This window comes from Stenotrophomonas sp. HITSZ_GD, from assembly GCF_029543105.1.
Taxonomy (GTDB): Bacteria; Pseudomonadota; Gammaproteobacteria; order Xanthomonadales; family Xanthomonadaceae; genus Stenotrophomonas_A.
Genome location: NZ_JARQXB010000014.1, coordinates 51,956 through 65,837 on the forward strand (window position 1 = coordinate 51,956; position 13,882 = coordinate 65,837).

The window sequence follows — 13,882 nt, forward strand, 5'->3', positions numbered from 1 at the left end:
GAAGCAGCCGAACGAAAGTGAACTTGATGCCAGGTGGCCTTCGGCGCCTTGAGCGCGGTGACGCCCACCACGCACATCGTCACGAAGCCGCCCAGCACGACCGCCGGCACCAGCCCGATGAGCCGCGCCATCGTTCCATCGTAGAAGGCGCCCAACTCGTTGGAAGACCCGATGAAGATGCCGTTGATGGCCGACACTCGCCCGCGCATCTCGTCCGGGGTCGCCAACTGCAGGATCGTCGAGCGCACCACCACCGAGACGCCATCGCACATCCCGTAGACCAGCAGGATCGCCGCCGACAGCCAGAAATGCCGCGACAGCCCGAACGCGATCGTGCACAACCCGAAGCCCGCCACCGCGAACAGCAGTACCCGTCCCGCGTTGCGCTGCAACGGCCGCCGCGCCAGCCACACCCCGACCAGGATCGAGCCCAGGGCCGGCGCCCCGCGCAGGATGCCCAGCCCTTCCGGCCCGTAATGCAGGATGTCGTGGATGAAGGCCGGCAGCATCGAGACCGCCCCGCCCAGCAGCACCGAGAACATGTCCAGCGCCATCGCCCCGAGCATGATCTGGTTGGAGAACACGAACCGCGCCCCCTCGGCGATGCTGCGGAAAATCGGCGCGCGTCCCGCCGTGCTCACGGGCTCCTCCACGCGCAGTGCCAGCAGCGCCGTCATCGCCACCAGCGCGATCACCGCCGCCGTCGCATACGCCAGCCCCTTGCCGCCCCAGCCGACCAGCACGCCGCCCAGCGCCGGGCCGATCACCATGCCCGTCTGGAACACCACGCTGCCCACGCTGGCCCCGCGCGCATACGCCTCGCGCGGCAGCGTGCGCGCGAACAGCGCGTTGTACACCGGCGACAGGAACGAACGCGCCGCGCCGGTCAGCGCGATGGCGCCGTAAATCGGCCACACGCCCCTGACCGGCAGCCAGCCCTTCGCCACCGCCATCAGCACGCCGGCCGTGGCGACCAGCCCGAGCGTGGCGATCGCCCCGAGGCGACGCCGCGGCAGGTGGTCCACCAGGTAGCCGGCGAACGGCGCGATGCAGAAGAACGGCAGGATTTCCGCCAGCCCCACCAGCCCCAGCGAGAACGGATTGCGGGTGATCTCGTAGATGTGCCAGCCCACCGTCACCGCCACGATCTGGTAGGACAGCATCGCGCAGATGCGGTAGGCCAGCACCAGCGCGAAGCCCGGATGGGCGAGGAGCGTGCGGATGCCCTGGTCGGTGGTCGGCGCCGGGCCCGGCGCGCTCACTGCTGCGCCTTCGCGGTCTCGCGGATGAAGGCCAGCATCGCCGCCACGCCGTTGCTGCGCGTGGGCGACAAGTGCCGCGACAGGCCGATATCGCCGATGTAGGTCGGCTCGGTGGCCAGAATCTCCTGTGCGCTGCGCCCGGAATAGACCCGCAGCGCCAGGTAGATCAGGCCCGAGACGATCGCCGAATCACTGACGGCGTGGAAATCCAGCCGCTGCGCGTTGCCCTCCGGCACGATCCACACCATCGACTGGCAGCCGTGCAGGCGGTGTTCCTCGGATTTCCATTCCTCCGGGAACGGCGGCAGCTTGCGGCCAAGGTCGATCAGGTACTGGTAACGCTCGGACCAGTCGCCGAAGAAGGAGAACTCCTCGGCGATGGCCGCCTGGGCCTCGGCGGCGGTGGGTTCGAGCGGGAACGGGGTGTCTGTCATGGGGGCGTTCACTGCGCCGCGCCCGCGGGCGCGGCTGGGGGAAGGGCAGGGGTCAGGCGCGCTTGCGCGACCAACGAACCCCCTGCGGCGTGTCTTCCAGCACGATGCCTTCGGCGGCGAGCTGGTCGCGCAGCGCGTCGGCACGGGCGAAATCGCGGGCCTTCTTGGCGTCGCCGCGCGCGTCGACCAGCGCCTGGATGCGCGCATCCTCGTCGGCGTCCAGCGCGGTGGCGCCGAACCATTGCGCCGGCGCCTGCTGCAGCAGGCCCAGCGCCAGGCCGGCGCCGAGCAGTTCGCGCTTCAGCCGGGTGCGGTCTTCTGCGGTGGTCGCCTTGCGTGCCTCGCCGGCGATGCGTGCCAGTTCGGCCAGCGCCAGCGGCGTGTTGAGGTCGTCGTCCAGCGCGTCCTCGATCGCCTGCGGAATCTGCGCCGCCGCGTCCACCTCGGCCAGCTCGCGCAACGTGCCGTACAACCGGTCCAGCGTGCGGATCGACTGCTCGATCAGCGCATCGGACCAGTCCAGCGGCTGGCGGTAGTGCGCCGACAACAGCGCGTAGCGCAGCGCCTCGGGCGGGTACTTGCGCACCAGGTCGTGCACGCGCTCGATGTTGCCCAGCGACTTGCTCATCTTGGCGCCGCCGAAGTTGAGCATGCCGTTGTGCAGCCAGAACCGCGCGAAGGTCGCGCCGCCATGGGCGCACTCGCTCTGCGCGATCTCGTTCTCGTGGTGCGGGAACTGCAGGTCCACGCCGCCGGCGTGGATGTCGATGGTTTCGCCCAGGTGGGCGGCGGCCATCGCCGAGCATTCGATATGCCAGCCCGGGCGGCCGCGGCCCCAGGGCGAGTCCCAGCCGGGCAGGTCGTCGCTGGATGGCTTCCACAGCACGAAGTCGCCGGCGTCCCGCTTGTAGGGCGCCACTTCCACGCGGGCGCCGGCCAGCATCTCGTCCGGATCGCGGCGCGAAAGCTTGCCGTAACCCTCGAACGTGCCGACCGCGAACAGCACATGGCCCTCGGCGGCGTAGGCGTGGCCGCTGTCGATCAGGCGCTGGATCATCGCCACGATCTGCGGGATATGCGCGGTGGCTTCCGGCTCCAGGTCCGGCGGGGCCACGCCCAGGGCCGCCATGTCCTCGCGGTAGGCGGCGGCGAAGCGGTCGGTGATGGCCGAGATCGGCACGCCCTGGTCGCGGGCGGCCTGGTTGATCTTGTCGTCGACGTCGGTGATGTTGCGCGCGTAGCGCAGCGCGCCATGGCGCCGGCGCAGCAGGGCGGCGAGCACGCCGAACACCACCGGGCCACGGGCGTTGCCGATGTGGACGTAGTTGTAGACGGTGGGGCCGCACACATACATCGTGGGGCCGGCGGCGGGGTCGAGGGGCGCGAACGGTTCGACCCGCCGCGTCAGGTTGTTGTGGAGGCGCAGGCTCATCGGCATCGGGGGTAGGTAAGCCGTTGGATTCTAGCGCCACGGGCGCGTGGGCGGGGCGCGGCACGCCCATTCGCCGCCGGATGGGTTATGTTCAGCCGCCGGGCCGGCGAGGTCCATACACTTGCCCATACGCTTTCGAAGCCCGCCGGTGCTGATGCGCTTCCCGTTCCTGCCACCATTGATCTGCCTTCTGGGCTGGCACGCCGTGCCGGCGTGGGCGGCGGATCCCGAGGCCGATGCCCGCAACCGGGTGGTCGTGGTGGAAAACGTCAAGCTCGACTACGCCCAGGTGCTCAACGTGGAGCCGGTCTACCAGACGCTGCGCGCCACGCGCACGGAAGAGCAGTGCGATCCGGCGCCGGCCGGCGAGCCGCAGGGAGCGGGCGGCGCCGATGCGGCGCAGGAAGGCCGCATCTCCAAGATGATGGACTCGGTGAAAGACATCTTCAGCCGTCGCCACGACACGGTGGTGCCGCCGCCCGCACCGACCAGCACACGCCGCAATTGCCGCATCGTCGAGGTTGGCCGCGAGTTCCGCCGGCCGATCGCCTATGACGTGGATTACGTCTACAAGGGCACCAAGTACCGCTCGCGGTTGCCGGAGGATCCGGGCAACCGGCTGCGGATCCGGGTGTCGGTGACGCCCTATATCCCCGATGCGGTGGTGCAGCCGCCGCGCTGAGGCTTTGGCTTTGTCACCTCGCCCGACGGGTCATCGGCGGCGCCCGGGGGCCATGCCCTGGCGGGGGACGCCAAGAGCCGCATCCATGCGGGGCTCGTCAGGCGACATCCATGTCGCCCGGGGCCCCCGCCAGGGCATGGCCCCCGGGCACCTTCCAGATTCTGCGCGTCGGATCGAAAATCAAATTTTCCGCGCTTGCACCCCCGGTTCACGCGTGCGACCATGCGCGTCTTATGCAAGCAAACGACGCTCAGCTCGGCACCAGCGCAGCCCGGATGGCCTCCGGCATGACCTCGCGCGCGCGCCGACCGGAACCCCACATTCTCGCTGGGTAAACCGGAGCGTCGTGCTGTCCGTTCTGAAAACCCAGCCTGAGGCTGGGTTTTTTCGTTTCCGCATCCTGAAAAGTTTCACCCGCAAGATTTCATCCCACCTGCAAGCCCGCCGCAAAGGATCGATCGATGTCCCTCAAGCACTTCCTGAACACCCAGGATTGGCGCCGCGCCGAAATCGACGCATTGCTGACCCAGGCCGCGCTGTTCAAACGCAACAAGCTGGGTGACGAGCTCAAGGGCAAGTCGATCGCGCTGGTGTTCTTCAATCCGTCCATGCGCACCCGCACCAGCTTCGAGCTGGGCGCGTTCCAGCTGGGCGGCCACGCGGTGGTGCTGCAGCCGGGCAAGGATGCGTGGCCGATCGAGTTCAACCTCGGCACGGTGATGGATGGCGATACCGAGGAGCACATCGCCGAGGTGGCGCGCGTGCTGGGCCGCTACGTGGACCTGATCGGCGTGCGCGCATTCCCGAAGTTCGTGGACTGGGCCTACGACCGCGAGGACATCGTGCTCAAGTCGTTCGCCAAGTATTCGCCGGTGCCGGTCATCAACATGGAGACCATCACCCATCCGTGCCAGGAACTGGCCCACGCGATGGCGCTGCAGGAGCACTTCGGCACCGCCGACCTGCGCGGCAAGAAGTACGTGCTCACCTGGACCTACCACCCCAAGCCGCTGAACACCGCCGTGGCGAACTCGGCGCTGACCATCGCCACGCGCATGGGCATGGACGTCACCCTGCTGTGCCCGACGCCGGACTACATCCTCGATGAGCGCTACATGGGCTGGGCCGAGCAGAATGTCGCCGAGAGCGGCGGCTCGCTCACCGTCAGCCACGATATCGAAAGCGCCTACCGCGGCGCGGACGTGGTGTACGCCAAGAGCTGGGGCGCGCTGCCGTTCTTCGGCAACTGGGAACCGGAAAAGCCCATCCGCGACCAGTACAAGCACTTCATCGTGGACGAAGCCAAGATGGCGCTCACGAACAACGGCGTCTTCAGCCACTGCCTGCCGCTGCGCCGCAACGTCAAGGCGACCGACGCGGTGATGGATTCGCCCAACTGCATCGCCATCGACGAAGCCGAGAACCGCCTGCACGTGCAGAAGGCGGTCATGGCCGCACTGATCTCCCAGTAATTCCCGCCCACTTATCCCGCATCCCGGAACTCCCCCATGAGCAAGAAAGACATCGTCCTCGCCTTCTCCGGCGGCCTCGACACCAGCTTCTGCATCCCGTACCTGCAGGAGCAGGGCTACGCCGTCCACACCGTGTTCGCCGATACCGGCGGCGTGGATGACGAGGAACGCGATTTCATCGAGAAGCGCGCCGCCGAGCTCGGCGCGGCCAGCCACGTCACCGTCGATGGCGGCCCGGCGATCTGGGAAGGCTTCGTCAAGCCGTTCGTGTGGGCCGGCGAGGGCTACCAGGGCCAGTATCCGCTGCTGGTGTCCGACCGCTACCTCATCGTCGACGCCGCGCTCAAGCGCGCCGCCGAACTGGGCACCAACATCATCGCCCACGGCTGCACCGGCATGGGCAACGACCAGGTCCGCTTCGACCTGGCGGTGAAGGCGCAGGGCGATTACCAGATCGTGGCGCCGATCCGCGAGATCCAGAAGGAACACACCCAGACCCGCGCCTACGAGCAGAAGTACCTGGAAGAGCGCGGCTTCGGCGTGCGCGCCAAGCAGAAGAGCTACACCATCAACGAGAACCTGCTGGGCGTGACGATGTCCGGCGGCGAGATCGACAAGTGGGAAGCCCCGGGCGAAGGCGCGCGCGGCTGGTGCGCGCCGCGCAGCGCGTGGCCGACCGAGGCGCTGACCGTCACCTTGAAGTTCGTCGAGGGCGAGGCGGTGGAGCTGGACGGCAAGCCGCTGCCGGGCGCGCAGATCCTGGCCCGACTCAACAAGCTGTTCGCGCAGTATGGCGTAGGCCGCGGCGTGTACACCGGCGACACCGTGATCGGCCTGAAGGGCCGCATCGTGTTCGAGGCGCCGGGCCTGATCTCGCTGCTGGCCGCGCACCGCGCGCTGGAGGACACCGTGCTGACCAAGCAGCAGAACCGCTTCAAGCCGGACGTGGCGCGCAAGTGGGTCGAGCTGGTGTACGAAGGCTTCTACCACGACCCGCTCAAGACCGACCTGGAGGCCTTCCTGAAGTCCTCGCAGTCCAAGGTCACCGGCGAGGTGGTGCTGGAAACCCGCGGTGGCCGCGTCGACGCGGTGGCCGTGCGTTCGCCGCACATCCTCAACGCCAAGGGCGCCACCTACGCGCAATCGGCCGACTGGGGCGTGGAAGAGGCCGAGGGCTTCATCAAGCTGTTCGGCATGAGCTCCACGCTGTACGCCCAGGTCAACCGCTGAGGCCATCGGCATGGGCGAGCTGCGCGTCAGCACCGACAAGGGGGAGCTCGATCTGCCCCTGATCCATCGTTTCCTGTCGACCGAGGCCTATTGGAGCCACGGCATTCCGCAGGACACGGTGGCGCGGGCGATCGCCGGCTCGCTGTGCTTCGGCGGCTACGTCGAGGGTGAAGGGCAGGTGGCGTTCGCGCGGGTGATTTCCGACTTCGCCACCTTCGCCTATCTCGCCGATGTCTTCGTGCTGCCGGCGCATCGGGGCCAGGGTTACTCCAAGCAGCTGATGGATGCGGTGTTCGCCCATCCGCAGCTGCAAGGCCTGCGCCGCTTCATGCTCGCCACCTCGGACGCGCACGGCCTGTACGCGCGGTACGGCTTCACCGCGCCGGCCCGCCCGGACCGGCTGATGGAAGTCGTCCGCCCGGACATCTACACCGCTTCGGCGGCCTGACCCGTTTCCAAGATACCGATGACCGACCTGCTGCAAGACACCCTCGCGCACCTGGAGAAGCTGGTGTCCTTCGACACCCGCAACCCGCCGCGCGCCATCGCCGCCGAGGGGGGCATCTTCGATTACCTGCGCGTGCACCTGCCGGGTTTCCGCGTGGAGGTGGTGGACCATGGCGCCGGCGCGGTCAGCCTGTACGCCGTGCGCGGCACGCCGAAGTACCTGTTCAATGTGCACCTGGACACCGTGCCGGATTCGCCGCACTGGAGCGCCGACCCGCACGTGATGCGCCGCCAGGACGACCGCGTGGTCGGCCTGGGCGTGTGCGACATCAAGGGCGCCGCCGCCGCGCTGGTCGCCGCGGCCAATGCCGGCGATGGCGATGCCGCGTTCCTGTTCTCCTCCGACGAGGAAGCCAACGATCCGCGCTGCATCGCCGCGTTCCTGGCGCGTGGCGAAAGCTACGAGGCCGTCCTGGTGGCCGAGCCGACGATGGGCGAGGCGGTGCTGGCGCATCGCGGCATCAGTTCGGTGCTGATGCGGTTCGCCGGCCGGGCAGGGCACGCTTCGGGCAAGCAGGACCCGGCCGCCAGCGCGCTGCACCAGGCGGTGCGCTGGGGCGACCGCGCGCTGGACCATGTCGATTCGCTGGCCCATGCGCGCTTCGGCGGCCTGACCGGCCTGCGCTTCAACATCGGCCGCATCGAAGGCGGCATCAAGGCCAACATGATCGCCCCGGCCGCCGAGCTGCGCTTCGGCTTCCGCCCGCTGCCGTCGATGGACGTGGACGGCCTGCTGGCGACCTTCGCCGGCTTCGCCGAGCCGGCTGCCGCACATTTCGAGGAAACCTTCCGGGGCCCGAGCCTGCCGTCGGGCGACATCGCCCGCGCCGAGGAACGCCGCCTGGCCGCGCGCGACGTGGCCGACGCGCTCGACCTGCCGATCGGCAACGCGGTCGATTTCTGGACCGAGGCCTCGCTGTTCTCCGCCGGCGGCTATACCGCGCTGGTCTACGGCCCGGGCGACATCGCCCAGGCGCACACCGCCGACGAATTCGTGACGCTGGCGCAGTTGCAGCGCTACGCCGATTCCGTCCACCGCATCATCAACGGCGCGCGCTGAGCGCGCCCTCCCACGTGCCATGAACATCGAAATGTCGCTGCCCGCCACCCACAAACAGACCCGCCAGACCATCGTGCGCCTGCTCTCGAGCATGGCCAGCGCGAAGGAGATCAGCCAGTACCTCAAGCGCTTCTCGCAGCTGGACGCCAAGCGCTTCGCCGTGGTGAAGGTCGGCGGCGCGGTGCTGCGCGACGAGCTGGAGGACCTGACCTCTTCGTTGACCTTCCTGCAGGAGGTCGGCCTGACCCCGATCGTGCTGCACGGCGCCGGCCCGCAGCTGGATGCCGAGCTGTCGGCGGCCGGCATCGAGAAGCAGACCGTCAACGGCTTGCGCGTGACCTCGCCCGAGGCATTGGCCATCGTGCGGCGCGTGTTCCAGCAATCCAACCTCAAGCTGGTGGAGGCGCTGCAGCAGAACGGCGCGCGCGCGACCTCCATCACCGGTGGCGTGTTCGAAGCCGAGTACCTGGACCCGCAGACCTACGGGCTGGTGGGCGAGGTCAAGCGGGTGAACCTGGCGCCGATCGAGGCCAGCCTGAAAGCCGGCTCTATCCCGGTGATCACCAGCCTGGGCGAAACCCCGAGCGGGCAGATCCTCAACATCAACGCCGATTTCGCCGCCAACGAACTGGTGCGCGAGTTGCAGCCGTACAAGATCATCTTCCTCACCGGCACCGGCGGTTTGCTCGATGCCGAAGGCCGGGTGATCGATTCGATCAACCTGTCCACCGAGTACGAGCACCTGATCGAGCAGCCGTGGATTCACGGCGGCATGAAGGTGAAGATCGAGCAGATCAAGGACCTGCTGGACAAGCTGCCGCTGGAATCGTCGGTGTCGATCACCCGTCCGGCGGACTTGGCCAAGGAACTGTTCACCCACAAGGGCTCGGGCACGCTGGTGCGCCGCGGTGAGCGCGTGCTGCGCGCCACCAGCTGGGGCGAGCTGGACCTGGCGCGGCTGAAGACGCTGATCGAATCCAGCTTCGGCCGCACGCTGGTGCCGGACTACTTCGACAAAACCCGCCTGCTGCGGGCCTACGTCAGCGAGAACTACCGTGCCGCTGTGATCCTCACCGACGAGGCCGATGGCGTGTACCTGGACAAGTTCGCGGTGCTCGACGACGCGCAGGGCGAAGGCCTGGGCCGCGCGGTATGGAATGTGATGCGCGAGGAAACCCCGCAGCTGTTCTGGCGTTCGCGCCACAACAACCAGGTCAACATCTTCTACTACGCCGAGTCCGACGGCTGCTTCAAGCAGGAGAAGTGGAAGGTGTTCTGGTACGGGCTGGAGAGCTTCGAGCAGATCCAGCGTTGCGTGGCCCACTGCGCCACGCGCACGCCGACGCTGCAGGACTGAGCCATGGGCCTGGAACAGCTGCCCGCCGACTGGCGCACGGTGCCGACGCTGCAGGGGAGCTACGCGACCCTGGAGCCCCTCGCCACCGCGCATGCCGATGACCTGCGCGCCGCGCTGGGCGCCGGCGAGTTGTCCAGGCTGTGGTACACCAACGTGCCGGCGCCGGCCCAGGCCGGCGCCTACATCGACACCGCGCTGCGCATGCAGGCCGACGGCCAGGCGCTGCCTTTCGCGGTGCGCAACGCCGCCGGCCACGTGGTTGGCAGCACGCGCTTGTATGACCTGCAGCCCGACGTGCCGCGCCTGTCCATCGGCTACACGTTCTACGCGTTGTCGGCGCAGCGCACCGGCCTGAACACCGAAGCCAAGCTGATGTTGCTCCAGTACGCCTTCGAGCGGCTGGGCTGCATCAACGTGGTGTTCGAGACCAGCTGGTTCAACCACGCCTCGCGCACCGCCATCGCCCGTCTCGGCGCCAAGCAGGACGGCGTGCTGCGCGCGCACAAGCGCCATGCCGACGGCAGCGTGCGCGATACCGTGATCTTCTCCCTCCTCGAAGCGGAATGGCCGGCCGTGCGCCGCCATCTGCAGTCCCGCCTGGAAGCCAACGCATGAGCACCTCCTCCACTGTCGGCATCGTCGGCGCCCGTGGCCATACCGGTGCCGAGCTGATCCGGTTGATTGCCGCCCATCCGCAGCTCTCGCTGGCCTTCGTCTCCTCGCGCGAACTGGACGGCCAGCGCGTGGCCGACCACAGCGACGCCTACACCGGCGAGCTGCGCTACGAGAACCTGGACCCGGCCGCGGTCGCCGCCAAGGGCGTCGACGCGGTGATCCTCGCGCTGCCCAACGGCAAGGCGCAGCCTTACGTGGAAGCGCTGGATGCCAGCGCGCCGCAGACCGTCATCGTCGATCTTTCGGCCGATTACCGCTTCGATCCGGGCTGGTACTACGGCCTGCCGGAGCTGACCCGTGACCGCTATGCCGGGCAGAAGCGCATCAGCAACCCGGGCTGCTACGCCACCGCGATGCAGCTGGCGATCACCCCGCTGCTCGCCGAGCTGGCCGGCCCGCCGCAATGCTTCGGCGTCTCCGGCTACTCCGGCGCCGGCACCACGCCTTCGGACAAGAACAATGTCGAGCTGTTGCGCGACAACCTCATGCCGTACGCGCTCACCGACCACATGCACGAGCGCGAGGTCAGCGCCCAGCTCGGCGTGCCGGTGGAGTTCATGCCGCACGTGGCGCCGCATTTCCGCGGCATCACGATGACGGTGAACCTGTGGTTGTCGCGGGCCCTGAAGCGCGAGGAGATCGAACAGCGTTATCGCGAGCGCTATGCGGGCGAGCCGCTGATCGAGATCGTCGACGAGGCGCCGTGGGTGAGCCGCATCGCCGGCCGCCACGGCGTGCAGATCGGCGGCTTCACGATGGCGCCGGGCGGCAAGCGCGTGGTGGTGGTGGCCACGCTGGACAACCTGCTCAAGGGCGCGGCCACGCAGGCCATGCAGAACCTCAACCGCGCGCTCGGCTTGGACGAGCTCACCGCGATCCCGCACCCGGCCTGATTCCTGGTTTCCCTGAGCCCTGATTCCCCTTGTAGGAGCGGCTTCAGCCGCGACAGCTTTCCCGAGGAACGCCCGTCGCGGCCAAACCCGCTCCCACAGCGCAATCCCAAACGTTTCCGAGGCATGTGATGGCAAATCTTCTCTGGCAGAAACCCGGCGTGGCCGTCGATGCGCAGATCCAGCGCTTCCTCGCCGGCGATGACGTCATCCTCGACCGCGAGTTCTTCCTGCACGACATCCAGGCCAGCAAGGCGCACGCCGAAGGGCTGCAGCACATCGGCATCCTCTCGGCCGACGAACTCGCCGGCCTGCTGCGCGAACTGGATGTCCTCGCCGCCGACTGGCGCGCGGGCCAGTTCGTGCTCGACGAGCAGTACGAGGACGGCCACTCGGCCATCGAGGCGCGGCTGACCGAACGCCTCGGCGATGCCGGCCGCAAGATCCACACCGGCCGCAGCCGCAACGACCAGATCCTGGTCGCCACGCGCCTGTGGCTGAAAGAAAAGCTCGCCCGCGTGGCCGAACTGAGCCGCGCGGCGGCCCAGGTCGCGCTGGACCGCGCACAGGCCGAAGCGCAGCTGCCGATCCCCGGCTACACGCACATCCAGCGCGCCGTCGTCTCCTCGGCGGGCATGTGGTGGGCCGGCTGGGCCGAGGCGTTCATCGACGACGCCATCCGCGCCGCCGACACGCTCAAGCTGGTGGATGCCAACCCGCTCGGCACCGCCGCCGGCTACGGCGTCAACCTGCCGCTGGACCGCGACCACACCACCGCCGCGCTGGGCTTCGCGCGCCTGCAGGTCTCGCCGATCTACGCGCAGCTCTCGCGCGGCAAGTTCGAACTGGCCGCGCTGGAAGCGCTCGGCAGCGCCACGCTGGACCTGCGCCGCCTCGCGTGGGACCTGTCGCTGTTCACCAGCGCCGAGTACGGCTTCGTCGCGCTGCCGGCGCAATACACCACCGGCAGCTCGATCATGCCCAACAAGCGCAATCCGGATGTCATCGAGCTGATGCGCGCCACCCACGCCAGCGTGGCCGCCGCGCGCACCGAGATCGAGCAACTGCTCTCGCTGCCTTCGGGCTACCACCGCGACCTGCAGGCCTCCAAGGGCGCCATCTTCCACGGCTTCGGTCGCGGGTTGGCGGCGCTGGAGCTGCTGCCGGCGCTGCTGGCCAACCTGGAGTGGCGCGAAGACCGCCTGCGCGCGGCCATCGATTCGGGCATGTACGCCACCGACGTGGCCGTGGAAGCGGCCGTGGCCGGCGTGCCGTTCCGCGAAGCGTACAAAGCCGCCGCAGCCAGCGCCGACAGCGCCGGGCAAGGGCGCACGCCGGAAGGCAGCCTGGCCGCGCGGGTTTCGCCCGGCGCGGCGGCCGATCTGCGCCTGGAAACCCTGCGCGCGCGTTGGCAGGCGCTGGGCTGAGCCATGGCCGGCAAACACTTCCTCGTGCTGGCGATGCGCAAGCCCGGTTTCAGCGATGCCGTCGTGCAGCCGCACCGCGATTTCCTCGCCGAACTGCGCGGGCAGGGCAAGCTGCTGCTCACGGGCGGCTTCGCCGACGGCACGGGCGGGGCCTACATCCTCGCGCACGTGGACAGCCTCGAAGCGGCGAAGGCGCTGGTCGCGCGCGATCCGCTGGTGCTGCAGGATGCCTCCACCCTCACCGTGTACGAATGGAACACGCACTGATTCCACGGACGATGCCATGACCGACCTCCGCGCGCCCCAGGCCACAGCGTTCACCGAGCAATCGTTGCCGCCGTGGCGGCGCGCGGTGCTCAAGGTCGGCAGCAGCCTGCTCGCCGCCGATGGCGGGGGGCTGTCGCCGCGCTACGCGCTGGGGCTGGCGCAGTTCGTGTCCACGCACGTGGGGGCCGGGCGCGAAGTGGTGATCGTCTCCTCCGGCGCGGTGGCCGCCGGGCGCGCGATCCTGCCGCGCGTGGCCGAGCAGGGCGCGGCGATGGCCGCGCGCCAGGCGCTGGCCGCGCTCGGCCAGGCGCAGCTGATCGCGCTGTGGCAGCGCTTCTTCGAGCGCCCGGTCGCGCAGGTGCTGCTCACCCACGACGACCTGCGCAACCGCCGCCGCTACCTCAACGCGCGCGCCACGCTCAACGAGCTGCTGCGCCTGGGCGCGTTGCCGGTGGTCAACGAGAACGACACCGTCTCGGTGGACGAGCTCAAGCTGGGCGACAACGACAACCTCGCCGCCATCGTCGCCGCGCTGGTCGATGCCGATGCGCTGTTCATCGCCACCGACATCGACGGCCTGTACAGCGCCGATCCGCGCCAGAATCCGAATGCCGCGCCCATCAACGAGGTCGCCGAACTGGATGCCGGCGTGCTGGCGATGGCCGGCGGCAGCGGTGCCTCGGGCATGGGCACCGGTGGCATGCGCACCAAGCTGGAGGCGGCGGCCAAGGCCGGCGCGGCCGGCATCGAGACCTACCTGTTCAACGGCCGCAGCGGCGAGGTGCTGCGCGCGCTCGGGCACGACCGCCTGCGCGGGACCCGCCTGCATCCGGCGCGCACGCGCATCGCCGCGCGCAAGTACTGGCTGCGCCACGCGCCGGTGGAGCCGGGCGCGATCCTCGTCGATGCCGGCGCTGCGCGGGCATTGGCCGAGAAGGGTGCCTCGCTGCTGCCCGGCGGAGTGACCGCCGCCGAGGGCGAGTTCCGCCGCGGCGACATGGTGGAGATTCGCACGCGCGGCGAAGCCGGCGAATGGACCGTGGCGCGCGGCATCAGCCAGTATGCCGCGCAGGACATCCGGCGCCTGGCCGGCCGCCATTCGCGCGACATCGAATCCCTCCTGGGCTACAACTACGGCGAGAACATCGTCCACCGCGACGACCTCGTGCTGCTCAACGCCTGACCGG

General features: G+C 69.1%; 13 protein-coding genes and 1 pseudogene. 11 read left to right on the forward strand and 3 right to left on the reverse strand.

Annotated elements, in window-relative coordinates; translation table 11 throughout:
* Positions 1-2 precede the first annotated feature (2 nt).
* The 3 genes and pseudogenes from P6166_RS13875 to cysS form a co-directional block, all read right to left on the reverse strand.
* Positions 3-1,262, reverse strand: a pseudogene (locus tag P6166_RS13875) (MFS transporter); the annotation flags it as partial.
* Positions 1,259-1,696, reverse strand: a complete 438-nt coding sequence (locus P6166_RS13880) for a SufE family protein (protein ID WP_277765045.1) — start codon at positions 1,694-1,696, stop codon at positions 1,259-1,261. The gene P6166_RS13880 and the pseudogene P6166_RS13875, both read right to left, overlap by 4 nt.
* A gap of 52 nt (positions 1,697-1,748) precedes the next feature.
* Positions 1,749-3,128: a cysteine--tRNA ligase gene (gene cysS / locus P6166_RS13885; RefSeq protein WP_277765046.1), complete on the reverse strand. Its 1,380-nt coding sequence runs from the start codon at positions 3,126-3,128 to the stop codon at positions 1,749-1,751.
* 154 nt (positions 3,129-3,282) lie between these two features.
* Between cysS and P6166_RS13890 the strand changes: the two genes are divergently transcribed.
* The 11 genes from P6166_RS13890 to proB all read left to right on the forward strand — a co-directional run bounded on the left by P6166_RS13890 (position 3,283) and on the right by proB (position 13,878).
* Positions 3,283-3,810, forward strand: coding sequence for a hypothetical protein (locus P6166_RS13890; RefSeq protein WP_277765072.1), 528 nt, complete (start codon positions 3,283-3,285; stop codon positions 3,808-3,810).
* Between the two features lie 461 nt (positions 3,811-4,271).
* Positions 4,272-5,282, forward strand: a complete 1,011-nt coding sequence (locus P6166_RS13895) for an N-acetylornithine carbamoyltransferase (RefSeq protein WP_277765047.1) — start codon at positions 4,272-4,274, stop codon at positions 5,280-5,282.
* A 36-nt stretch (positions 5,283-5,318) separates the two neighbouring features.
* Complete coding sequence (locus P6166_RS13900) at positions 5,319-6,512, forward strand: argininosuccinate synthase (protein WP_277765048.1); 1,194 nt, start codon at positions 5,319-5,321, stop codon at positions 6,510-6,512.
* 10 nt (positions 6,513-6,522) lie between these two features.
* Positions 6,523-6,960 carry a GNAT family N-acetyltransferase gene (locus P6166_RS13905; RefSeq protein ID WP_277765049.1) on the forward strand — a complete coding sequence of 146 codons (438 nt, stop codon included), beginning with the start codon at positions 6,523-6,525 and terminating at the stop codon, positions 6,958-6,960.
* Positions 6,961-6,978: 18 nt separating this feature from the next.
* Positions 6,979-8,079: an acetylornithine deacetylase gene (locus tag P6166_RS13910; protein WP_277765050.1), complete on the forward strand. Its 1,101-nt coding sequence runs from the start codon at positions 6,979-6,981 to the stop codon at positions 8,077-8,079.
* Positions 8,080-8,110: 31 nt separating this feature from the next.
* A complete protein-coding gene (locus P6166_RS13915; RefSeq protein ID WP_277765051.1) occupies positions 8,111-9,436 on the forward strand; it encodes an acetylglutamate kinase in 1,326 nt (441 codons plus the stop codon).
* A gap of 3 nt (positions 9,437-9,439) precedes the next feature.
* Positions 9,440-10,051 carry a GNAT family N-acetyltransferase gene (locus P6166_RS13920; protein ID WP_277765052.1) on the forward strand — a complete coding sequence of 204 codons (612 nt, stop codon included), beginning with the start codon at positions 9,440-9,442 and terminating at the stop codon, positions 10,049-10,051.
* Entirely contained in the window at positions 10,048-11,004 is a 957-nt protein-coding gene (gene argC, locus P6166_RS13925) for an N-acetyl-gamma-glutamyl-phosphate reductase (RefSeq protein WP_277765053.1), read from the forward strand. Before P6166_RS13920 ends, argC begins: the two co-directional genes overlap by 4 nt.
* 128 nt (positions 11,005-11,132) lie before the next feature.
* Positions 11,133-12,428 carry an argininosuccinate lyase gene (gene argH / locus P6166_RS13930; RefSeq protein WP_277765054.1) on the forward strand — a complete coding sequence of 432 codons (1,296 nt, stop codon included), beginning with the start codon at positions 11,133-11,135 and terminating at the stop codon, positions 12,426-12,428.
* A 3-nt stretch (positions 12,429-12,431) separates the two neighbouring features.
* Positions 12,432-12,695, forward strand: a complete 264-nt coding sequence (locus tag P6166_RS13935; protein WP_277765055.1) for a YciI family protein — start codon at positions 12,432-12,434, stop codon at positions 12,693-12,695.
* 16 nt (positions 12,696-12,711) lie between these two features.
* On the forward strand, positions 12,712-13,878 hold the full coding sequence (proB, locus tag P6166_RS13940) for a glutamate 5-kinase (RefSeq protein ID WP_277765056.1): 1,167 nt from the start codon (positions 12,712-12,714) through the stop codon (positions 13,876-13,878).
* The last annotated feature ends 4 nt before the right edge of the window (positions 13,879-13,882 follow it).